This window comes from Collinsella sp. CLA-SR-H006, assembly GCF_040097075.1.
Lineage (GTDB): Bacteria > Actinomycetota > Coriobacteriia > Coriobacteriales > Coriobacteriaceae > Collinsella.
Genome location: NZ_JBBNPD010000018.1, coordinates 1 through 21,302 on the forward strand (window position 1 = coordinate 1; position 21,302 = coordinate 21,302).

Here is a 21,302-nt window from a genome sequence, read left to right on the forward strand (position 1 = left end):
ATAGGAGCGTCAGGACGCAAAGAGGCTCCGCAGCGCGAAGCGCGATGCGGAGCCTCTTTGCATGTCCGAGGACGTTCTGAAAAGTAACACCAGGGCGGGCCCGGACGAAAACAACCGACTACAGGTCGATGTGCGATTCCTTGATCGGGAACGGCTCGGCGAAGTGGCAGGCGCAGCAGTGGCCCGGTGCAACTTCCTTAAACTCAGGAAGCTTCTCGGAGCAGATGCCCTGCGCGATCGGGCAGCGCGTGTGGAAACGGCAGCCGGTCGGCGGATCCAGCGGCGACGGCGGATCGCCGGCGAGGATGATGCGCTTGCGGGTCTTCTGGATATCCGGATCGGGCACCGGCACGGCAGACAGCAGCGACTGCGTGTACGGATGGTGAGGCTCACTATAGAGCGTCTTCCAGTCCGAAACCTCGACCATCTTACCCAGATACATAACGGCAACGCGATCGGAGATATGCTGCACGACAGACAGGTCGTGGGCAATAAACAGATACGCGGTACCGAACTTGTCCTGCAGTTCCTTGAGCAGGTTCAAAACCTGGGCCTGAATGGACACATCCAGAGCGGAAACCGGCTCGTCGCAGATAATCAGCTTGGGCTTCAGCGCAAATGCGCGGGCAATGCCGACACGCTGACGCTGACCGCCGGAGAACTCATGAGGATAGCGGTTAATGTGCTCGGGATTCAGACCGACGACGTCCAGCAGCTCGCGGACGCGCTCGATACGCTCCTCCTTGGTACCCACGCCATGAATGGTCATGGGCTCGGAGACGATCTCGCCGATGGTCATACGGGGATTGAGCGAAGCATAGGGATCCTGGAAGATGAACTGCATCTCGCGACGCATGTCCTTGATCTCATGCTTGCTCATCTCGGCAACATCTTTACCCTGGAAGAACACCTTACCGGCGGTCGGCTTGGTCAGGCGCATGATGGTGCGACCCGTCGTGGACTTACCGCAACCAGACTCACCAACCAGACCAAAGGTCTCGCCCGGATAAATCTCGAACGAAATGTCATTCACTGCAGAGACGACACGCTTGGAGAAGCGCTTGGCGAACATGCCGGACTCAGCGGGGAACTCCTTAGAGAGGTGCTCGACCTTCAGCAGCGGAGTACGCTCGTTGGTATCTGCCATTACGCCTCGCCTCCCTTCTTGGAATCCTTGCGCGTACGGGACGTCTCAGGAGCGTTCTTGAGGAACTCGGGGTCACCGGAGTAGTGGCACGCAGAGTAATGACCAGACTCGGTGACAACGCGCTCGGGGCGCTGCTTGCGGCACCTGTCCGTCGCATAGGGGCAACGAGGAGAGAAGACGCAGCCCTCAGGCAGGTTCATGAGCGAAGGCGGGTTGCCGTGAATCGGCGTAAGCGGCTTCTTCTCTTCGATGGCCTGCTCCGGGATGGAGCGGATAAGGCCCCAGGTGTAGGGGTGGCGACTCTCGTAGAAGATTTCCTCAGCAGTACCGAACTCGACGGGACGGCCGGCGTACATAACCATGATCTTATCGGCCATATCGGCAACGACGCCCAGGTCATGGGTAATCATGATGATGGCGTTGCCGTTCTTCTCCTGCATTTCCTGCATGAGCTCGATAATCTGAGCCTGAATGGTAACGTCCAGAGCCGTCGTGGGCTCGTCGGCAATCAGGATATCGGGATCGCAGGCAAGAGCCATAGCGATCATGACACGCTGACGCATACCGCCGGAGAACTGGTGCGGATACTCATTGACGCGCTTCTCGGGCTCGGGGATACCCACGAGGTCCAAAAGCTCGGTAGCGCGCTTGAGCGCCTCCTGCTTGGAGTAGCCACGGTGCAGACGAAGGCCCTCGCCCACCTGCTTGCCGATCTTATAGACCGGGTTCAAGGAGGTCATAGGATCCTGGAAGATCATCGCGATGTCGTTGCCGCGAATGTGCTGCATCTCCTCCTCGGTCATCTCGAGGATAGAACGACCGCGATAGCGAACGTCGCCGCCCTCGATCTTTCCCGGAGGCATCGAGATAAGACCCATGATGGTCATGGCGGTCACGGACTTACCGGAGCCGGACTCACCGACGACGCCCAGGGTCTCGCCGCGATCGAGCGTGTAGGAGACACCGTCGACAGCGCGAACAACGCCGTCCTCGGTGTGGAAATACATCTTAAGGTCATCGACCTCGAGCAGATGCTGGCCCTCGGGAACAGGCTGGTCCTTCAGGTCCACATAGTTCTTGTTCTTCTTCATCCTTATGCGTCCTTCATCTTGACGTCGAGGGCGTCGCGCAGACCGTCACCCAGCAGGGTGAAGGCGAGCACCGTCGAGAGAATTGCCAGACCGGGCATGATCATCATCCAGGGAGCGGTCAGAAGATACTGCTGACCGTCCTGAATCATGGAGCCCCACGAAGGCGTAGGCGGAATAACGCCCATGCCGAGGAAGGACAGAGCGGACTCGGTCAGAATGGCGCCACCAATGTTCATGGTCGCGTAGACCACGATGGAGGCGACGGAGTTCGGGAAGATGTGACGTACGACGATACGAGCATCGGATGCACCCATCGCGCGCGCAGCATCAACATAGTCATTTTCCTTGACCGTCAGGATCGCGGATCGGAAGACGCGCGCAATCGAAGGCCAGCCGAGAATACCGATGGCGATAAAGACGTTCTGAAGGCCACGGCCGATAACGGCGATCATGGCGACAACGAACAGCACGTACGGGAACGCCAGGAAGATGTCCGCACAGCGCATGATGATCGTATCCCAGATGCCGCCGTAGAAACCGGCCAGAGCACCCATGACCAGACCAATTAGCGTGGAGATCGCGGTGGCCATAATTCCGACGGACAGCGAAACGCGCGCACCGTAGATAACGCGGACGAGAATGTCGCGACCAAGGGCGTCGGTGCCAAACGGGTGCTCTGCACACGGAGCCAACAGCGACGTCTCGGCCATAGTGGTCGAGTCGGAAGCCGTCGGGGAACCGAGCCAGGGCTTAGCCCACAGATCTGCAGTCAGGGCAACCACAACGACGATGATGATCCAGCAGACACCGATAACGGCGAGCTTGTTCTTACGAAGACGCTTAAAAGCGTCGCCCCACAGCGTGCGGGACTTGGCGGGAGCAGATGCGGCCTTGGTGGCGGTAGCCTGCTCCTGAGACTGAGAATCAGTTTCCTGCATGAGACGTACCTCCCTTAGGCCTTATCCGACGGACCGCCAAGGCGGATGCGCGGGTCGAGGAATGCATAGCTAATGTCGACGAGCAGGTTGATCACCATGACGACGACAACGATGAGCGTAACGCCGCCCATAACGATGGGCCAGTCACGCATGCTAATGGCGCGATAGACCTCATAGCCGATACCGGGCCAGTTAAAGACCGTCTCGGTCAGGATGGCGCCCGAAAGCATGCCGCCAAAGTCGACACCAATATAGGTAACGACGGGGATGAGTGCATTCTTAAGCGCATGCTTGACGATGATCGCACGATTGGAGAGACCCTTGGCCTTTGCCGTACGGATGTAATCCTGGTTCATGACGTCAAGCAGCTGCGAGCGCATAATGCGCGCAGCATAAGCGGTCGAAACCGAAGCCAGCGTAATGGTCGGAAGCACATAGTGCATCCAATCCTGATACTGAGAGCTGGAACCGCCGGCACCCGAGATCGGCATGGAGATTACACCGCCCGTGGCGTCCTTGAGGATGACGCCAAAGAACAGCTGCAGCAACATACCGAGCCAGAAGGCCGGGACCGCAACGAGGATCGACGTGGTGAGCGTTACCAAAATATCCCAGAAGGAATAACGCTTTACCGCCGAAATGATACCCGCACCGATACCCATAATTGCCTCGAGCACGATGGCGCACGCGGCAAGTTTGACCGTATACGGATACTTCTGGGCAAAGATTTCCGTAACCGGCAGCTTGCGCTGATACGAATTGCCCAGATCGCCATGAAGCAGGCCGTTCATGTAATACAAGTAACGGTCCACGAGCGACGTTTGAACGGGGTCGCCGTTCTCGTCAAGGATCGCGTTGCCGTCCTCGTCCGTCTGGACCAGGTGATAGCGGACGCGAAGCTGAAGCTCCACCTCGGGGGACAGAGCCTTGTCTCCACCGATCAGCTTGATCGGATCTCCCGGCACGATATTCTGGAGGGCGAACAGAATCAGCGTAACGCCCAAAAACACCGGGATGAACTGAAGCACACGTTTAACGATGTACTTACCCATACCACTCCCCTATCTAGGGATTAACCTAAATGGGATGCCGATCGCCAGACCGGCATCCCAAAATTACCATCAGCCAGTTTACCCCAGGTTAGGGAGAACTGTATGTTTCCCATGAGGTCTACGTAAATACTTGACCCTCACGGAAGCTGCAAACTCTTAGGCGAGCTCAGCGGTACCCAGATCGGCGTGCTTCTGCGGATCGACATAGAGGTGCTTAATGCGATCGGAGCCGGCGATGGTGTGCGTGTAGAACATAATCGGGATGACCGGGCAGTCGGCAGCGACCATTGCGTCGGCCTCCTGCATCTTAGCGACGCGCTCCTCGTCGTCAACAATAGTACGAGCCTCGTCGACCTTGGCGTCGAACTCGGGGTTGTTGTAACCGGAGCGGTTGTCGCCACCGAGGGAGTCGGAGTGGAACAGCGGATACAGGAAGTTGTCCATGATCGGGTAGTCGGCAATCCAACCCAGACGACCGAACTGATAGTTAAAGTTCTGATACTGCTCGAGCAGGGCAGACCACTCAGGGGTATCGGAGACAGCGGTAACGCCAACCTTGGCGAGGTCACCGATGATGGACTCCATGATCTCCTTGTGACCGCCGTCCTGGTTGTAGGACAGGGTCACGCTAATGCCACGATCGCCGTTAGCGCCAGCGGGAGCAACCTTGTCGAGGTACTCGTTAGCCTTGTCGACATCGTAGGCGCAGAACTCCCATGCGCCCTCCTTGTAGCCATCGATGCCCGGAGGAACAATGCCGTCGGCAGGGGTACGGGTACCCTTGAAGATGGTCTTGCAGATGGCCTCACGGTTAATGGCCAGGGAGATGCCCCTACGCAGGTCGACGTTGTTGAACGGCTCGGCCGTGGTGTTGCAGGTCAGATAGTACGTGGAAGGCTCGGCGCCGAGCAGCATGCGCTCGCCGTCACCCATGGTGTAGCCGTCCTTGGACACGCCGCGATCCTTCTTGGCGGCATCGATCTGAGCGACGGGAACGTCGCAGACATCGAGGTTACCGGCCTGGAACTCCTTGTAAGCGGTCTCCATGTCCTTGATGACCTGGAAGTGGATGCCATCGATCTTGGCCTTGTCGCCATAGTAATCGTCGAACTTCTTGACGTTGATCTCCTGGCCATCCTCCCACTTGCCGTCCATCATGAACGGGCCGTTACCGACCGGGGCAAGGTAGAAGCTCTTGACATCGGACTCGGCGCACTCGGGAACCGGGGCCAGAGCCGGGTGAGAGGCGACGAAGGGGAAGTCGGCGTAAGCGGAAGACAGCTTGACGACGAGGGTCTCATCGTCAGGGCACGTAACACCGCTGAGCTCGGTGGCGTTACCGGCAAGCAGATCGTCATAGCCCTCGACCATGGAAAGGTGATAGGAGACCTCGGAAGGGCCATACTCGGTAGCGATGGCCGACTTGGTGTTGACCAGACGCTCCCAACCGAGCTTGAAGGACTTAGAGGTAACGTCGTCACCGTTGTGGAACTTGGCCTTCTTGATCTTGAAGGTAAACTCGGTGGCGTCGTCGTTGGACTCAAAGGACTCGCAAGCCAGCGGAACGATCTCGCCCTTCTCGGCGTCGTAAGAGGTCAGAGCGTCAAAGAGCTGATACTCGACCTGAGTACCCTGGTCCTCCTGGACGTTGTAGGGGTCGATGCAGACCGGGTTGTTGATGTAGAAGTTCAGCGTCGAACCGGACTCAGAACCGGAAGCGTCGCCGCCCTTCTTGCCACATGCGGCAAGAAAAGCCATGGAGCTCGCAGCAAGGGTGCCGCCAACAAAGGCGCGACGACCCATAACGGGCTGGTGGAACATAGAATCAGCCATGCCATCCTCCTTATGAGATAGGACAAAGAAATGTTCAGTCGGACACATGTCGAGACAATCCGATCCGAACCATCAAAACGCTGCCCGCTGCTATGGCTGGTTATGCACAACAGGCCAACGTTTTGCAATACAGTAGCGCATTTTATGCACGATTTGGGGCTAATTCCGGTTAACGGTCAAGAATTTCTTTAGTTGGGCGCAGTATGTGGTGATATTTTTGACTCTGTTACGAATATGTAAACAAAAAAGGGTCCCGCACTTGCGGAACCCTTTACAAGTACTTATGCGGCTCGTGATTAGTAGCCCACGATGCCCTGCGGGAAGAAGAACATGCACAGCACGACGCACACGGCAAACACGACAGCCATGATGACGGTCAGGCGGTCGAGGTTCTGCTCCATAACACCTGTGGCAGAGCTGGAGTTATACAGCGAGCTAGCGATCATATCCGAAACGCCGGTACCCTTACCGGAATGCATCAGGACGAGAATCGTCAGCGCCACGGCAGAAACAGCCCAAACGACAAATAGAAGAATCTGGAACGGACCCATAGATAAGCTCCTTAATAGAACAATTCAAACTCCAGTACTGTACCACAACCCCCGCTCTCCCCTACCCGCCACTCGGGGACGGGGTAGAAATGGCAGAAATACCAAAAAAGGGGTTGCCCGAATATGGACAACCCCCTTGCTAGAAAACGGTATTTGTTTTCTCTTAGGCCTCGGTGGCGAGCACGCGGCCCGTCATCTCGGCGGAAGGCTCAATACCAGCCATGGTGAGCATGGTCGGAGCGATATCGGAAAGACGGCCGTCCTCGATACCGGTGAGCTTGGCCTTCTCATCAACGATGATGAACGGCACACGGTTGGTGGTGTGAGCCGTGAACGGATGCTTGGAACCGTCAGAAGCAACGTCAAACATGTGGTCGGCGTTGCCGTGGTCGGCGGTGATCAGCGCAAAGCCATCCTTGGCGAGAATCGCCGGGACAACCTTGGACAAGGCATCGTCAACAGCCTCGACGGCCTTAACGGCGGCGTCGAAGACACCGGTGTGACCAACCATGTCGCAGTTCGCGAAGTTCACGATGTAGAAATCAGCGCGATCCTCGTTAATAGCGGCGACGAGCTTCTCGGTAACCTCGGGAGCGCTCATCTCAGGCTGCAGATCGTAGGTAGCGACCTTGGGGGAAGCGACGAGCACGCGCTCCTCGCCCTCCTTGGGCTCCTCGATGCCGCCGTTGAGGAAGAACGTCACGTGGGCGTACTTCTCGGTCTCGGCGGTGTGCAGCTGCTTCAGGCCGTTGGCGGCGATAACGTCGGCCAGGACGTTCTCGGGGAACGTCTTGGGGAAGGCGACCTCGACGTCAAACGTCGGATCGTACTCGGTCATCGTCACAAAGTGCGAAAGCTTGATCTGCTCGCGCTCAAAGCCGTCGAACTCCTTGTCCGTGAACACGCGGGTCATCTGACGAGCGCGGTCGGGACGGAAGTTGAAGAAGATGGCCGCGTCGCCCTCGTGGATGCCCTCGTTGTGGGCAGCGAAGGGCTCGACGAACTCGTCGCCGCGCGGATCCTTCTCGTAGTAGGCCTTGATACCGGCAACGGGGTCGGTATCAGCATCGGACGCGTTGACCATGACGTCGTAGGCGCGCTGGATGCGCTCCCAACGATTATCGCGGTCCATGGCCCAATAACGGCCCGAGACGGTGGCAACGCGAGCGTCGCAACCGGTCTCCTCGGAGATCTTAGCCAGGAAGGCGCAGAACTCACTCATGTAGCCAGCGCCGGACTGCGGGTCAACGTCGCGGCCATCCATGAAGGCGTGGACGCGAACGGTCTTGACACCGTGCTCGGCAGCCATCTTGACCAGAGCCTCGACGTGGTTCATGTGGGAGTGAACGCCGCCAGGGCTCATAAGGCCCATAAGGTGAAGGGTCTTGCCGTCAGCCTTGACGTCGTCCATAGCCTTGACGAAAACCTCGTTCTTGGCGATGGAGCCGTCCTTGATGGCATTGTTGATGCGCGAAAGCTCCTGGAACACGATGCGGCCGGCACCGATGTTGAGGTGACCCACCTCGGAGTTGCCCATCTGGCCGTCGGGAAGGCCCACGTCCTCGCCCGAAGCACCGAGCGTGGTGTGGGGGTACTTCACGTACAGGCTATCAAGGAAGGGCGTCTTGGCAGCGGCGACGGCGTTCTCGCCATCGGCCGGAGCCAGGCCGCAGCCGTCCATGATAATCAGGAGTGCAGGAAGATGACGCTGTGCCATATGTCCTACTCGCCTGCCTTGACGACCATAGAGGCGAAGTCGGCAGCCTTGAGCGAAGCGCCGCCCACGAGGGCGCCGTCAACGTCGGGCTTGGCGACGAGCTCAGCGATGTTGCCGGGCTTGGCAGAGCCACCATAGAGAACGCGGATGCCGTTAGCGAGCTCCTCGCCAAACATCTCCTTGAGGGTCTCACGGATAGCGCCGCAGACCTCCTGAGCATCCTCGGCGGTAGCGGTCTTGCCGGTGCCGATGGCCCAGATGGGCTCGTAGGCCACGACGACCTGCTTGGGGCAGGTGATCTCAAGACCAGCAAGGCCAGCCTTAACCTGGTTCACGACGTGCTCGACATAGGTGCCAGCCTCGCGGACCTCAAGGGACTCGCCGCAGCAGAAGACGGGAACTAGACCGGCGGCAACGAGGGCCTTGGCCTTCTTGTTCTGATCCTCGTCGGTCTCATGGAAGTAGTCGCGACGCTCAGAGTGACCGATGATGCAGTAGGTGCAGCCAGCGGACTTGAGCATGTCGCATGAAGACTCACCGGTGAAGGCACCCTTGGCCTCCCAGTACACGTTCTGTGCACCGAGGGAGATGGGGGCAGCCTGAATGCGGTCATGAACCGTGGTGATGTCGATGGTCGGAGGGCAGACGAGCACCTCGACGCCAGCCGGAACCTCGGGCAGAGCCTGAGCCAGCTCGTCGGCGAGCTTGGCGGCCTCGGCGACGTCGTTGTTCATCTTCCAGTTACCAGCGATAAGAAGGGTGCGATTAGGCATCGAGAAGCGCCTCCACTCCGGGCAGGGCCTTACCCTCGACGAGCTCCATGGAAGCGCCACCACCGGTGGAGATCCAGCTCATCTTGTCGGCCAGGTTGAACTTGTTGACAGCTGCGACAGAGTCACCACCGCCGATGATCGAGGTGCAGTCAGCCTCGGCGACAGCCTCGGCGATAGCCTGGGTGCCATGAGCGAAGTTGTCGAACTCGAAGACGCCCATGGGGCCATTCCAGAACACGGTCTTGGCGCCCTTGACGGCCTCGGCGTAGAGTTCCTCGGTCTTGGGGCCGATGTCCATGCCCTCACGATCGTCGGGGATAGCGTCGGAAGCGACAACCTCGGGGACAGCATCCTCGCCAAAGTGATCGGCAACGCGGTTGTCGATGGGGAGCAGGATCTTGACGCCCTTCTCCTCGGCCTTCTTGAGCATCTCGCCGGCGCGCTCGACCCAGTCCTCTTCCTTGAGGGACTGACCGACGGACAGGCCCTGAGCCAGGAAGAAGGTGTAGGCCATGCCGCCACCGATAATCAGGGTGTCAGCGGAGTCGATGAGGTGATCGAGAACGCCGATCTTGGAGGAAACCTTGGAACCGCCGACGATAGCGACGAAGGGGCGCTCGGGCTCGGCGAAGATGCCGGTCAGCGTGTCGACCTCCTTCTCAAGCAGGAAGCCAGCGACGGCAGGCAGGTAAGCGGCGGGGCCCACGACGGAACCCTGGGCGCGGTGAGCGGTGCCGAAGGCATCGAGAACGAAGACGTCACCATAGGAAGCGAGCTTCTTGGCGATCTCGGGATCGTTCTTCTTCTCACGCTTGTCGAAACGGACGTTCTCGAGAACGAGGACCTTGCCCGGCTCGACGGCGGCGACAGCCTCGGCAGCCTTCTCGCCGTAAGTGTCGGCGACAAAGGCAACGTCGAGACCAGAGAGCTCAGCGAGCTTCTTAGCGACAGGCTCAAGGGAGAGCTCAGGCTGGAAGCCGGTACCCTCGGGGCGGCCGAGGTGGCTCATGAGGATGACGCGAGCGTTGTGCTCAACGAGATAGTTGATGGTGGGCAGGGCAGCCTTGATACGGGTGGTGTCGCCAACGACGCCATCCTTGATAGGCACGTTGAAGTCAACGCGGACGAGAACGCGCTTGCCGTCGACATCGATGTCGCGGACGGTCTTCTTGGTAAAGGCCATGTTTGCTTCTACCTTTCGTACGTGTCTGCCTCCCATTACGGCAGACGATTTCTTATAAAAAGGGCGCGACCCTAGGGTGTAAGCCCTATGAGGCCGCGCCCTTCTTTAGACGCTCAACGAGCTATTCGCTAAAAGCTAAATTAAGCAACGAACTTCTCGAAGTACTTGATGGTGCGGACCATCTGAGAGGTGTAGGAGTTCTCGTTGTCGTACCAAGAGGTGACCTGAACGAGGGTCTGGCCGTTGCCGAGGTCGGAGGCCATGGTCTGCGTGGCGTCGAAGATGGAGCCGTGGGTCTCGCCGACGATGTCGCGCGAGACGATCTGGTCCTCGTTGTAGGCGAAGGTATCGGGGATGGTCTCGGCGTAGGCCTTCATGGCAGCGTTGACCTCGTCGACGGTGACCTTCTTGTCAACGACGGCGTAGAGGTTGGTCAGCGAGCCGGTCGGCGTCGGGACGCGCTGGGCGGCACCGATGAGCTTGCCGTTGAGCTCGGGGAGAACCAGGCCGATGGCCTTGGCAGCGCCCGTGGTGTTCGGGACGATGTTCTCGGAGCAGGCGCGGGAGCGACGGAAGTTGCCCTTGCGCTGCGGGCCGTCGAGCGGCATCTGGTCGCCGGTGAAGGCGTGGATGGTGGTCATGATGCCGGACACGATGGGAGCGAAGTCGTTGAGACCCTTGGCCATCGGGGCAAGGCAGTTGGTGGTGCAGGAAGCAGCGGAGATGATGTTGTCCTCAGCGGTCAGCGTCTCATGGTTGACGTTGTACACGATGGTGGGCAGATCGCTGCCGGCCGGAGCGGAGATGACGACCTTCTTGGCACCAGCGTTGATGTGGGCCTGAGCCTTAGCCTTGCTGGTGTAGAAGCCGGTGCACTCGAGAACGACGTCGACGTCGAGGTCGCCCCAAGGCAGGTTGTTGGCGTCGGCCTCCTTGTAGATCTTGATCTCTTTGCCGTCAACGGTGATGGAATCCTCGCCAGCAACGACCTCGTGATCGCGAGCGTAGTTGCCCTGCGTGGAGTCGTACTTCAGCAGGTAAGCGAGCATATCGGGAGAGGTGAGGTCGTTGATAGCGACGATCTCGGAGCCCTCATGACCGAACATCTGACGGAAAGCCAGACGACCGATGCGACCGAAGCCGTTAATAGCAACCTTTACTGCCATTGTGTCTCCTTTCGTAAGGCCCCCGCGAGCTACAGCGCCCGCCGTTGAGGCCCACAAACTAACCACTCGCCTAATATACCTTTTTTTTGACTTGAATTTCACGAGAATGCTCGAAATTGAAAATCAAATTTACGTTAAAACGTTTTAAAGAATAAAATAGCAGCTAAATCCGTATATAAGTCGATACTTCAACCTACCTGTTTGCTTCAATGAGCTTTTCAAGCCTCAAAACTCGATGGTAGAGGGCAGACTTCGACAAGGGAGGGTCAGCCATCTCCCCTAAATCACGCAGCGAAAGATCGGGATAGCGCTCGCGCAGGTCGCAAAAAACCGCCAAGGCATCCGGAAGCGTGTCGCGCAAACCTCGCTGTTCGAGCTCATCGATAAGCGCAAGCTGATGTTGGGCAGCACCGGCGCTTCTGGTCTGGTTGGCGAGCTCGGCGTTCACGCGACGGTTCACATCGTTCTTAACCAACTTGACCGCGCGCACCTCCTCAATCTCGGCAACGCTGCGCTTGGCACCAATCAGCTTTAAAAGATGCTCGATTTCCTCGGCGCTCTTAATGTACACGGCATATGACCCCCGCCGTGCATTAACACGAGCATGGACCCCAATCTGCTCCAACAGATCGCAAAGCCCCTTGGCATATTGCTCGCCCTGCACCGCGATCTCCAAATGAAAATCACCGCGTGGATCGGCCACGAAACCGCCGGCGATGAGCGCGCCGCGGATGTAGGCAAGCCTGCAGCAGGGACGGGCAACGATGTGCCGGGGAACACCAGCGACGAGCCCTCCCCTGCGGTCGAGAATGCCCAGCAGCACCAGAGCCTTGTCCAGGTCGGGTTGATCGGGCAGGGTAATGAGATAGTTACGGACCTTATGCAAGACTGATTTACGAACGGTGAATTCCGTTTTGAGCTTAAGGATGCGATGCGTCAGTGTGATCATCGTGCGCGCGACGGCACCCGTCTCGGTCGCGACCGTCAAACGATACCGCCCGGAGCCGGCCAGCGAAAGTGTACCGCTCACACGCGTCAGGGCGGCAAGCGTCGACAAATCGCAGTATTCACATTCGGGTTCGCAGCGCGCGAGCTCGTCACGCACCTCGGCGGTAAACGACATGCAGGCCTATGCTTTCGTGTTGGCGCGCGACAGGTCGCGATGGGAAATGCTCACGTGATATTGGGCGCCTTCCAAATAACGTGCCGTGGCCTCGGCGATGGCAACGCTGCGGTGTTGACCGCCCGTGCAGCCGATGGCAATAGAAAGCTGCGGCTTGCCCTCCGCGATATAGCCTGGCATGACCGTATCGAGCAGCTGCGTCCAGGCCTTCCAGAACTCCTGAGTCTTGGGATGATCAAGAACAAAGTCGGAGACTTTCTTATCGAGACCGGTCATGGTTCGCATCTCGGGATCGTAGAACGGATTGGGCAGGAAGCGAACGTCGATCATAATGTCCGCCTCGACGGGCATGCCGTGCTTAAAGCCAAATGAGAACACGTGAACGTCCATGAGCTGCTGGTCGGACAACTCGGAGAACGCCATGCGCAATTTGTTGCGCAGGGCAGAGGTGCGCAGACGGCTCGTATCGATGATCATATCGGCTCGATCGCGCACACCCTGCAGCTGCAGGCGCTCGCGCTGAATCGCATCGGCCGTAGTCTCCCCCGGCTTGGCAATGGGGTGGCGGCGGCGGTTTTCGCTATAACGACGGATCAGCACCTCGTCAGAGGCCTCGAGAAACACGATGTCACAGCTCATCTCGCGCTCCTCGAGCGCGGCAACGGCATCGAGCAGCTCATCGAACAAGCCCTGGCTGCGCAGGTCGCAGGTGACGGCAAGATGCCTGCCCACGCCCGTATTGATGCCGACGAGTTCGGCAAGCTGGGCGATCAGACGCGGAGGCAAGTTGTCGATGCAAAAATAGCCCATGTCCTCGAACACATGCATGGCCTGCGTTCGGCCCGATCCGGACATTCCGGTGATGATGACGATATCGGGGATGCGCTCCGAGCGCTCCGCCGCATCCATGGCATCTCCCTTTTGCATGTGTGCCTCCTAAAACAAGCGCGGGACCCGGCCAGCGGATCCCGCGCGATCAATTGCCTTTATTGAGTATACCGCCCCAAGCGGATACGAGGCCTGTCTTACGCCTCAAGCGCAGCCTTGAACCAACTTGTAATACTCGTGGGGTGCGTGATGGCGGTGCCGACGACAACGGCCCAGGCGCCCGCATCAATCGCGGCGCGGGCCTCCTCGGGCGTGTGCACGCGGCCCTCGCAGATGATGGGAAGACCGGGGAATTCCTCGGTCGCCTGACGCAGAAGCGGCAGATCGGGGCCATCGGCCATGGTGCAGTCGATAGCGGCAACACCATGAGAAAGCGTGGTGGACACCAGGTCGAAGCCCATATCGACAGCACGACGAATATCCTCGATGGTGGCACAGTCGGCCATCAGGAGCACGCCCTCCTCGTGCAGCGGGCGGAAGGTATCCTCGACCGACTTGCCATCGGGACGTGGGCGATCGGTGGCGTCAATCGCCACGATATCGGCACCCGCGGCAACGCAGGCGCGAGCGTGGCGCAGCGTCGGCGTGATGTAAACGCCCTCGTGCCCATCCTTCCACAGGCCGATAACAGGAACCTCACAGCGACCCTTAATGGCGGCAATGTCGGCAAGGCCCTGGCAGCGAATGGCGGCGGCGCCGCCGAGCTCGCAAGCGCGAGACATTTGAGCCATGGTCTCGGGCGTACGAAGCGGCTCGCCCATATACGCCTGAACGCTCACGACGAGCTTGCCCTTCAGGGATTGAATCAAAGGATCGACGGTCATGTTCGACTCAACCTTTCTAAAAACAGCCTTCTGAGACACCGCACCTTGACGTTCAAACCGTCGCTCACGTACCGAAGTACGCTTCGCTCCTCTTTCACGTCAATCTGCGGCACCTCAGAAGGCGCACTTGGTAGTTATGTTTACTTCAACGATGCAAGAAGGTGTTCGGCGGCACCGATGAGCGGAGCATCACCCTCCAGAGAACCGATAAGGATCGGCGTGTCCTGAAGCGGATCGAGCGCCTGGCTGGCATAGCCCTCGTGCACCGAATCCTTCCACGTCTGCGAACGCCAATCGGGACCTTGGTGAATCACGCCGCCCGAAAGCACGATGACCTCAGGGTCCAGAATGTTAGCGAGCGAGCCCAAGCTGGCACCCAGCGCAAAGCCGGCATCATGGATGACCTCGGTCGCCTTTGCGTCGCCCGCACGGCACAGGTCGTTCACGTCGCGACCGACCGAAGGACGGCTGGGGTTGACGCGACCGAAGCGCTCATCGTACATACGACCAATGGAAGTGCCCGAAGCAACCGACTCTAGATGGCCAGAACGGCCGCAGGCGCAGGGAATGCCGGCGGCAGCCGAGCACTCGATGTGGCCCATATGACCGGCAGCACCATGGAAGCCCTGCATCACGCGGCCGTTCTCGACATATGCGCCGCCGATGCCCGTGCCGATGCCCAGGCACAAGACGGAGAACTTGCCCTTGCCGACGCCCCAGTGGGCCTCGCCCAGAGCATGAGCCTGCACGTCGCCCACAACGGCAACGGGAAGACCAAGGTCCTCGCGCAGACGCGGCCCCAACTGAACGCCGGACCAGCCGGGCATAATCTCGTTGGCATACGCGATGGCGCCCGTCTTGGGATCGACGACGCCTGCGGCACCGATACCGACACCGAGGACCTCGACATCGGGATTCGCCTCAAGAGCAGCCTTGATGGACGCCTCGATACGTTGGAAGACGGCCTCGCCGCCCTCCTGGGCCTCGGTAGGAACCTCGGCCTCAAAAACGGGATGGGGCACGCTGCCATCAGCCGGGTACTCCATGATGGCGGTCGCGATCTTAGTTCCGCCGATATCGACAGAGCAGACGTACTTGTTCTCCATGTCGTTCTCCTTAGGAGATAAAAACAACTACAGGAAATGCGCCGTCAGGCTAGCCGTCACAGCGCGGTAAAGGTTTTCCAGGTGCCCGAGATCGCCGAGAAACCGTGTGGCCATTGACCTAATGGGTCATGGCCGCACGGTTGAACGGCGAGGTCGGGTGCCTGGGAAAGCTTTAAAGGAGACCGTTGTCCTGGAGGACCTTCTTAATCGCCTCGACGTTCTCGCCGGTCATGGCCTTCACCGGGCGCGGCATGGTCGGGCTGTCGAAGATACCCATGAGGTTCATAGCGGTCTTGAAGGCGCCGACGCCACCGGCATAGCCCTGGACGCCCGAGGTGACATCCCAGATGTGGGAGATCTCGTTGAGGCGATCCTGCTCGGCCTTGACGGTAGCCCAGTCGCCGGCCTGAGCGGCCTTCCACTGGCGCACGTAGCCCTCGGGCTCAACGTTAGCAAGGCCCGGGACGGAACCATCGGCGCCGCCAAGGTAAGCACCGTCGACGACGACCTCGTGGCCGGTAAGGATGCTCATCGGATGACCGTTCTTCTCGTTCTCCTGAACTAGGTAGCGGAACGAGATGTCATCGCCCGAGGAATCCTTGACGCCGGCCAGAACGCCCTCGGCGCCGAGCTTGGCAAGGAGCTTCCAGGGGAGCTTGGTGTGGACGCACACGGGGATGTCGTAGGCGAAGATGGGCAGGTCGAGTTCCTCGTGCAGGATGCGGAAGTGCTCCTCGACCTCGGTCATACCCTGCAGGGCATAGAACGGGCAGGTGGCGACGAGGGCATCGGCGCCCAGCTCCTGGGCGACCTTACCGTGCTCGATCATGCGCTCGGTCTCGGTGTCGATGATGCCAACCAGAACGGGCACGCGGTGGTCGACGATGCGCACGGCCTCGGCGACAATCTGGCGACGGCGCTCGTCGGTGGAGAAGACGACCTCGCCCGAGGAGCCCAGGAAGAACAGGCCATCGACGCCGGCATCGATCATGCGGTTGATGCTGCGCTCAAAGGAGGCAACGTCGAGCTGGTGGTCTTCGGTATCGGGAACAACGACGGGAGGGATAACGCCGGTGAATTTCTGAGTTGCCACAAGAATCTCCTTAGTTGTCTGGCGGGCGGCCCTATGCCACCCACTCTTGTTGGCAGTGTCCAGGCCGTCTAGGCCAAAGAACACGGGTAGAACGTCTGGTTAAAGAAGTCGACGACTTCGTTTTCGAACGCATTGATGCGCTCGTGAGCGTATTTGGCATAGATGATATGCCTCCGGTCACACTCAAAACCGTTGAATACGGCAAACTGACCCTTGGGGTCGCTCACGGTATCCATGAGCGAAGTGCCCATGAGCACCGAGCCGCGCACACGAGACGACAGCACCTCGAGGCCACCGGGAACTGGATTGGCAACCGCCGTGCAGGCAAGGCCCTGCTCGTCCAGAGCAGAAACCGCCAGCGCGACTCCACCGCCTAGACCCTCGCCCCATGCAAAAATGCGGTCGGGGTCCACGCCATCAAGATTGCGCGCGACCTTCGCCAACGCGCAGCCCCAACGGACGCGCTCGACAAAAGCAGGCGAGGTAATCCCCTGCTGCAGGTCGTCCGCACCAGCAACATCATCATCCAGCGCGAGGACGGCATACCCCATGGCGGCAAATCTCGTCATGTGATGCCAACCGCGCACAGGCCGATCGATGTCGTGGAACATCAGGCACAGTGGCACGCGCTCAGATACTCGGGCACGACCAACAGGCTCAATCAAACGAGCGTGGACCGCATCGTCACCGAGCTCAAAGGAAATCTCCGAGTAGCGGGCGCAGGGGTTAACAAAGTCAATCGCCGTAATGGCCAGGCCTTGAATCTCAAGATTCGAAGCGCATGCCTCTAAATCAGAAACATCTACTTGGACGTCACCGTGCCAGCCCCGATATTCTGCGAGCCTTGACGAAACCGTTCCAGGAATTCCCACGAGCCCGGGGACTATCAGCTCGTCAACATTGCTCTCGCACTTAGACATGAGCCTCCCCTCCCTCACAGAAAAACGGAATGATCAGATCGTCAAAATCCTGAATCTCCTCGTGGCCAAAGCCTTCAAAGAACTCATGACGCTTGTCACAGGTCAGATTGTTGTAGACCGCAAACTGCGTCGCCGGCGGACAGACGATATCGGCCGTGCCCGTGCCAAACAGCACGGGGCATTTGACCATGGGGGCAAAGTTCTTGGAATCGAAGTACGCCAGTTTGGCATAGGCTTCCTCGATACGAGTCGAGTCCTCGTCAAACCAACGCGACCAATAGCGCAGACCCTCGTAGGCAATATCGTCGGCGTCCAGATCCCAAACCAGGCGGAAGTCCGATAAGAAGGGATAGAGGATGGCCGCGCGATTGATAAGCTCGCTGTTAAGCGCGCAGGTCGCAATACCCAAACCGCCGCCCTGCGATGCGCCGTTCACGTACACGCGGGTAAGATCGATGCCCTCGAGCTCGCGAACGATACGGCACAGAATGCGGATATCCTGGTGCAAGCGGACATAGTAGAGGTTGGCCGGGTCGCCGTCGATACCGGCGACGATATGGCCCGCGACCGTCGTGCCCTCAAATCCACCAATGTCCTCGGAGGGGCCTCCTTGGCCAGGACAATCGAGAGCAATGAGCGCCATGCCCATGCCCGCAAACGACGCCTGCTCAAACCAGCTGCGGCTCGCACCCGGATATCCATGGAACTGAAGCACCAGCGGCACGGGCTCCTCCGAGACCGGCTTGAGGTACTTGGCATGCAGGCGTGCACCACACATGCCGGTATACCAGAGGTCAAAAAACCGACAGGTCGCGGAATCCGCAACCGAAGCCGCCTCAATCGCGTAGTCGAGCTCGACGGCGTCGGCCTCGGCCATGCGGTCCTTCCAAAAGAGATCGAAATCCGATGGACGGGGCATAGCGCCTCGATATTCACCAAATTGCTGTTGTAGCTCTTGAGCACTTGGCATGGCTCGTGAACCCAGCCTTTCGAAATCGCAACGGAGGTGCGCCCGGCAAGGGAACCGGGCGCACGGGAGGGAAAGCGAGGCTACTCGCCGAGCTTGGGATGCAGCAGCGACGGCGCAGCGCCGAGCAGCATCTTGGTGTAGGGGTCCTGAGGGTGCTGGAAGACCTGCTTGGCCTCGCCCTGCTCGACGATCTTGCCGCCATTCATAACGATGATGTCGTCAGAGATGTAGCGGACCGTCTGGATGTCATGGCTGATGAACACCATGGCCAGGCCGAGCTCCTTCTTAAGGTCGGTCAGCAGGTTCAGAATCTGCGCGCGGACCGAAACGTCCAGAGCCGAGGTGGGCTCGTCAGCGATGATGGCATCGGGGTTCAGCGACAGGGCACGGGCAATTGCGACGCGCTGGCGCTGGCCGCCCGAAAGCTGGCCGGGAAGAACCTCGGCGGCGGAGCTGGGCAGACCGGTGAGCTCCAAGAGCTCCTTGACGCGCTTCTCCTGCTCGGCCTCGGTACCCAGGTTGTGGACGCGCATGGGGTCGAGCAGTTGCTCGCGAACGACCATGCGGGGGTTGAGCGCCGTGGCCGGGTTCTGGAACACGACCGAGATGACGCGACCCATGTGGCGACGGTCCTCAGCGGTACGTTTGGTAACGTCCTTGCCCTTAAAGTAGACCTTGCCGCTCGTGGGGGCCTGCAGGCCGCACATGACGTTGGCGGTGGTGGACTTTCCGCAACCGGACTCGCCGACGATGCCGATGGTCTGTCCGGGCATGAGCTTAATCGTTACACCCTGGACGGCGTGAACCAGGTTGGGGTGCAGAATCGAGCCGGTACGGGTCCTAAAGGTGACGTGGACGTCATCAAGGAAGATGATCGGCTCGACGCCGTTGACTGCGGTCTCGCTCATCTACATCACCTCCGCGTGAGGGGTCAAACCATTTGCCTTGAGCACCTCGTCGGGGAGCTCGGAATAGAAGTGCTCGGTGCCGGGCACGCGCTTGAAGACCGGACGGGTGTCCAGGCCAATGCGCGGATGGCTCGAGCGGGGCGCGAAGCGATCGCCCTTGGGGAAATCGCGCGGGCTCGGAACGGCGCCGGGCACCTGGTGCAGGCGGCCCGAACCGCTCTCGATGGACAGGACGGAACCCAGAAGGCCGCGGGTGTACTCGTGAATCGGGTTGGTGAGCAGCTCCTTGGTGGGCGCCTGCTCGATAACCTGGCCGGCGTACATAACCGTGATGTTATGAGCGACCTCAGCGACCAGTGCCAGGTCGTGCGAAACGAAGATCATGGCAAAGCCGAGCTTGGCCTGAAGGTCGTTAAGCAGCTTGATGACCTGCTTCTGGACGGTAACGTCCAGAGCGGTCGTGGGCTCGTCGCAGATGACCAGCTTGGGGTCGCGGGTAAGGGCCATAGCGATCAGAACGCGCTGACGCTGACCACCGGAAAGCTCATGCGGATAGCTCTCGAGCGTACGCTTGGGGTCGAGGCCCACGAGCTCCAGGAGCTCCTCGGCGCTACGGGTGCCGCCGCGCTTGGTGAGCTGCTTCATCTGGGCGGAAATGAGCATGGAGGGGTTGAGCGAGGACAGGGCGTCCTGATAGACCATGGCGATATCGGTACCGCGCAGGCCGAACCACTCCTTCTTGCTCATCTTGAGCAGGTCGCGGCCCTCCCAGAGAACCTCACCGGAAAGGTGCTCGTCATCATCGGTCAGACCCATGATGGCCAGCGTGGTGATGGACTTACCGCAGCCGGACTCGCCTACCAGGCCCATGGTCTGGCCGGGACGGACGTCAAAGTTGACGTGGTCGACGACGTTGATATCACCGTGGTGCTCAAACTGGATGCAGAAATCGCGGACCGAAAGGATCGGCTCAACGGACTCATCGGGCACATGGCGGTCGTTACGCTTGAGTTCGACATCACGCAGAGCGCCAAGACGGGCGGACAGGGACTGAGCCTGCTCCTTGTAGGCGCGAACGGGATCGGAAACCAGCAGGTCGGCCTCGCGGCGCTTGGAGGAGTCGGTCGGATCCAGGGCGGCGGAGGGAGCAGCGGCCATAGCGTCGGTAATACCCTCGGAGAGGATGTTAAGCGCCAGGCAGGTGATCATGATGGCCAGGCCCGGGAACAGCGCCTGCCACCAACGGCCGGCGAGCACGCCACCGCGAGCATCGGCGAGGATGTTGCCCCAGGTAGCGGTAGGCTCCTGAATACCAGCGCCGATAAAGGTCAGCGAGGCCTCGAAGATGATGGCGTCGGCGACCAGAGTAACGGTGAAGACCATGATCGGGGCGATGCAGTTACGCAGAACATGCTTGATCAAAATCCACGGAGCCTTAGCGCCGGAAACGATGACCGCGCGGACATAGTCCTCGCCGTACTCGGACACGATGTTGGCGCGCACGATACGGGCAATCTGCGGAGTGTACATAAAGCCGATGGCGAAGATGATCGACGGCACGGAATTGCCCAGGATGGAGACGAAGACGGCAGCGAGGGCGATGCCCGGGATGGACATGATGATGTCCAGGATGCGCATGATCGCCTCGGAAACGGACTTGCGCGAAACAGCCGCGAGGGCGCCCACGACCGAGCCGCAGACCAGAGCCATGGCAGTAGCACCGAAGCCGATGATCAGCGAGTAACGGCCACCGTAAAGCATGCGCGACAGGATGTCGCGGCCCTTATCGTCGGTACCGAAGATAAATCCATTGCCGGGAGCCTGGCGAGCAGTGAAAATCTCGACCGGGCTATAGGGGGCAAGAAGGGGCGCCAGAATCGCGGTCAGGGCGACCAGCACCAGCACGACGGCGGCAATCTTAGAAGACAGCGTCATCTTCTTCCAGCCACCGAGCTTGAGCCCCTTGGAGGCAGCCTTCTCGAGCTGCTCGGTTTGCTTCTCTCGAATCTTTACCATAAT

19 protein-coding genes are annotated in these 21,302 nt (G+C 59.7%); all 19 read right to left on the bottom strand.

Features of this window, described 5'->3' with window-relative positions:
• Positions 1-118: 118 nt before the first annotated feature.
• On the bottom strand, positions 119-1,147 hold the full coding sequence (locus AAA069_RS09195) for a dipeptide ABC transporter ATP-binding protein (RefSeq protein WP_022094888.1): 1,029 nt from the start codon (positions 1,145-1,147) through the stop codon (positions 119-121).
• Entirely contained in the window at positions 1,147-2,238 is a 1,092-nt protein-coding gene (locus AAA069_RS09200; RefSeq protein WP_349128181.1) for an ABC transporter ATP-binding protein, read from the bottom strand. The genes AAA069_RS09195 and AAA069_RS09200 overlap by 1 nt, the downstream gene beginning before the upstream one ends.
• Before the next feature lie 2 nt (positions 2,239-2,240).
• Positions 2,241-3,176, bottom strand: a complete 936-nt coding sequence (locus AAA069_RS09205; RefSeq protein ID WP_035138881.1) for an ABC transporter permease — start codon at positions 3,174-3,176, stop codon at positions 2,241-2,243.
• Between the two features lie 14 nt (positions 3,177-3,190).
• Positions 3,191-4,228, bottom strand: coding sequence for an ABC transporter permease (locus tag AAA069_RS09210; RefSeq protein WP_349128182.1), 1,038 nt, complete (start codon positions 4,226-4,228; stop codon positions 3,191-3,193).
• Between the two features lie 156 nt (positions 4,229-4,384).
• Positions 4,385-6,061, bottom strand: a complete 1,677-nt coding sequence (locus AAA069_RS09215) for an ABC transporter substrate-binding protein (RefSeq protein WP_349128183.1) — start codon at positions 6,059-6,061, stop codon at positions 4,385-4,387.
• A 296-nt stretch (positions 6,062-6,357) separates the two neighbouring features.
• Positions 6,358-6,612: a preprotein translocase subunit SecG gene (gene secG, locus AAA069_RS09220; protein WP_006236144.1), complete on the bottom strand. Its 255-nt coding sequence runs from the start codon at positions 6,610-6,612 to the stop codon at positions 6,358-6,360.
• Positions 6,613-6,775: 163 nt separating this feature from the next.
• The gene (gene gpmI / locus AAA069_RS09225) at positions 6,776-8,329 is read right to left on the bottom strand and encodes a 2,3-bisphosphoglycerate-independent phosphoglycerate mutase (RefSeq protein WP_349128184.1); all 1,554 of its coding nucleotides are present in this window, start codon (positions 8,327-8,329) and stop codon (positions 6,776-6,778) included.
• A 5-nt stretch (positions 8,330-8,334) separates the two neighbouring features.
• Positions 8,335-9,102, bottom strand: a complete 768-nt coding sequence (tpiA, locus tag AAA069_RS09230) for a triose-phosphate isomerase (RefSeq protein ID WP_349128185.1) — start codon at positions 9,100-9,102, stop codon at positions 8,335-8,337.
• Complete coding sequence (locus AAA069_RS09235) at positions 9,095-10,285, bottom strand: phosphoglycerate kinase (protein ID WP_006236149.1); 1,191 nt, start codon at positions 10,283-10,285, stop codon at positions 9,095-9,097. The genes tpiA and AAA069_RS09235 overlap by 8 nt, the downstream gene beginning before the upstream one ends.
• Before the next feature lie 140 nt (positions 10,286-10,425).
• Complete coding sequence (gene gap, locus AAA069_RS09240) at positions 10,426-11,451, bottom strand: type I glyceraldehyde-3-phosphate dehydrogenase (protein ID WP_152067645.1); 1,026 nt, start codon at positions 11,449-11,451, stop codon at positions 10,426-10,428.
• Positions 11,452-11,644: 193 nt separating this feature from the next.
• Complete coding sequence (whiA, locus tag AAA069_RS09245; RefSeq protein WP_349128186.1) at positions 11,645-12,574, bottom strand: DNA-binding protein WhiA; 930 nt, start codon at positions 12,572-12,574, stop codon at positions 11,645-11,647.
• A 6-nt stretch (positions 12,575-12,580) separates the two neighbouring features.
• Positions 12,581-13,501 carry an RNase adapter RapZ gene (rapZ, locus tag AAA069_RS09250; RefSeq protein WP_022094878.1) on the bottom strand — a complete coding sequence of 307 codons (921 nt, stop codon included), beginning with the start codon at positions 13,499-13,501 and terminating at the stop codon, positions 12,581-12,583.
• 98 nt (positions 13,502-13,599) lie between these two features.
• Positions 13,600-14,286 (bottom strand): N-acetylmannosamine-6-phosphate 2-epimerase, encoded by a 687-nt coding sequence (locus AAA069_RS09255; protein ID WP_006236154.1) that lies wholly within the window; start codon positions 14,284-14,286, stop codon positions 13,600-13,602.
• Between the two features lie 140 nt (positions 14,287-14,426).
• Complete coding sequence (locus tag AAA069_RS09260) at positions 14,427-15,392, bottom strand: ROK family protein (protein WP_349128187.1); 966 nt, start codon at positions 15,390-15,392, stop codon at positions 14,427-14,429.
• 172 nt (positions 15,393-15,564) lie between these two features.
• Entirely contained in the window at positions 15,565-16,485 is a 921-nt protein-coding gene (locus AAA069_RS09265; RefSeq protein WP_138375023.1) for a dihydrodipicolinate synthase family protein, read from the bottom strand.
• Between the two features lie 68 nt (positions 16,486-16,553).
• The gene (locus tag AAA069_RS09270; RefSeq protein WP_349128188.1) at positions 16,554-17,405 is read right to left on the bottom strand and encodes an acetylxylan esterase; all 852 of its coding nucleotides are present in this window, start codon (positions 17,403-17,405) and stop codon (positions 16,554-16,556) included.
• The gene (locus tag AAA069_RS09275; protein WP_349128189.1) at positions 17,398-18,375 is read right to left on the bottom strand and encodes an alpha/beta fold hydrolase; all 978 of its coding nucleotides are present in this window, start codon (positions 18,373-18,375) and stop codon (positions 17,398-17,400) included. Before AAA069_RS09275 ends, AAA069_RS09270 begins: the two co-directional genes overlap by 8 nt.
• 80 nt (positions 18,376-18,455) lie before the next feature.
• The gene (locus tag AAA069_RS09280) at positions 18,456-19,283 is read right to left on the bottom strand and encodes an ABC transporter ATP-binding protein (protein WP_006236159.1); all 828 of its coding nucleotides are present in this window, start codon (positions 19,281-19,283) and stop codon (positions 18,456-18,458) included.
• On the bottom strand, positions 19,284-21,299 hold the full coding sequence (locus AAA069_RS09285; RefSeq protein ID WP_022094872.1) for a dipeptide/oligopeptide/nickel ABC transporter permease/ATP-binding protein: 2,016 nt from the start codon (positions 21,297-21,299) through the stop codon (positions 19,284-19,286).
• Positions 21,300-21,302 lie beyond the last annotated feature (3 nt).

Bases quoted from the DNA above. Each gene is read 5' to 3' on its own strand.
- AAA069_RS09195 (WP_022094888.1), bottom strand. From the start codon at position 1,147: ATGGCAGATACCAACGAGCGTACTCCGCTGCTGAAGGTCGAGCACCTC.
- AAA069_RS09200 (WP_349128181.1), bottom strand. From the start codon at position 2,238: ATGAAGAAGAACAAGAACTATGTGGACCTGAAGGACCAGCCTGTTCCC.
- AAA069_RS09205 (WP_035138881.1), bottom strand. From the start codon at position 3,176: ATGCAGGAAACTGATTCTCAGTCTCAGGAGCAGGCTACCGCCACCAAG.
- AAA069_RS09210 (WP_349128182.1), bottom strand. From the start codon at position 4,228: ATGGGTAAGTACATCGTTAAACGTGTGCTTCAGTTCATCCCGGTGTTT.
- AAA069_RS09215 (WP_349128183.1), bottom strand. From the start codon at position 6,061: ATGGCTGATTCTATGTTCCACCAGCCCGTTATGGGTCGTCGCGCCTTT.
- secG (WP_006236144.1), bottom strand. From the start codon at position 6,612: ATGGGTCCGTTCCAGATTCTTCTATTTGTCGTTTGGGCTGTTTCTGCC.
- gpmI (WP_349128184.1), bottom strand. From the start codon at position 8,329: ATGGCACAGCGTCATCTTCCTGCACTCCTGATTATCATGGACGGCTGC.
- tpiA (WP_349128185.1), bottom strand. From the start codon at position 9,102: ATGCCTAATCGCACCCTTCTTATCGCTGGTAACTGGAAGATGAACAAC.
- AAA069_RS09235 (WP_006236149.1), bottom strand. From the start codon at position 10,285: ATGGCCTTTACCAAGAAGACCGTCCGCGACATCGATGTCGACGGCAAG.
- gap (WP_152067645.1), bottom strand. From the start codon at position 11,451: ATGGCAGTAAAGGTTGCTATTAACGGCTTCGGTCGCATCGGTCGTCTG.
- whiA (WP_349128186.1), bottom strand. From the start codon at position 12,574: ATGTCGTTTACCGCCGAGGTGCGTGACGAGCTCGCGCGCTGCGAACCC.
- rapZ (WP_022094878.1), bottom strand. From the start codon at position 13,501: ATGCAAAAGGGAGATGCCATGGATGCGGCGGAGCGCTCGGAGCGCATC.
- AAA069_RS09255 (WP_006236154.1), bottom strand. From the start codon at position 14,286: ATGACCGTCGATCCTTTGATTCAATCCCTGAAGGGCAAGCTCGTCGTG.
- AAA069_RS09260 (WP_349128187.1), bottom strand. From the start codon at position 15,392: ATGGAGAACAAGTACGTCTGCTCTGTCGATATCGGCGGAACTAAGATC.
- AAA069_RS09270 (WP_349128188.1), bottom strand. From the start codon at position 17,405: ATGTCTAAGTGCGAGAGCAATGTTGACGAGCTGATAGTCCCCGGGCTC.
- AAA069_RS09275 (WP_349128189.1), bottom strand. From the start codon at position 18,375: ATGCCAAGTGCTCAAGAGCTACAACAGCAATTTGGTGAATATCGAGGC.
- AAA069_RS09280 (WP_006236159.1), bottom strand. From the start codon at position 19,283: ATGAGCGAGACCGCAGTCAACGGCGTCGAGCCGATCATCTTCCTTGAT.
- AAA069_RS09285 (WP_022094872.1), bottom strand. From the start codon at position 21,299: ATGGTAAAGATTCGAGAGAAGCAAACCGAGCAGCTCGAGAAGGCTGCC.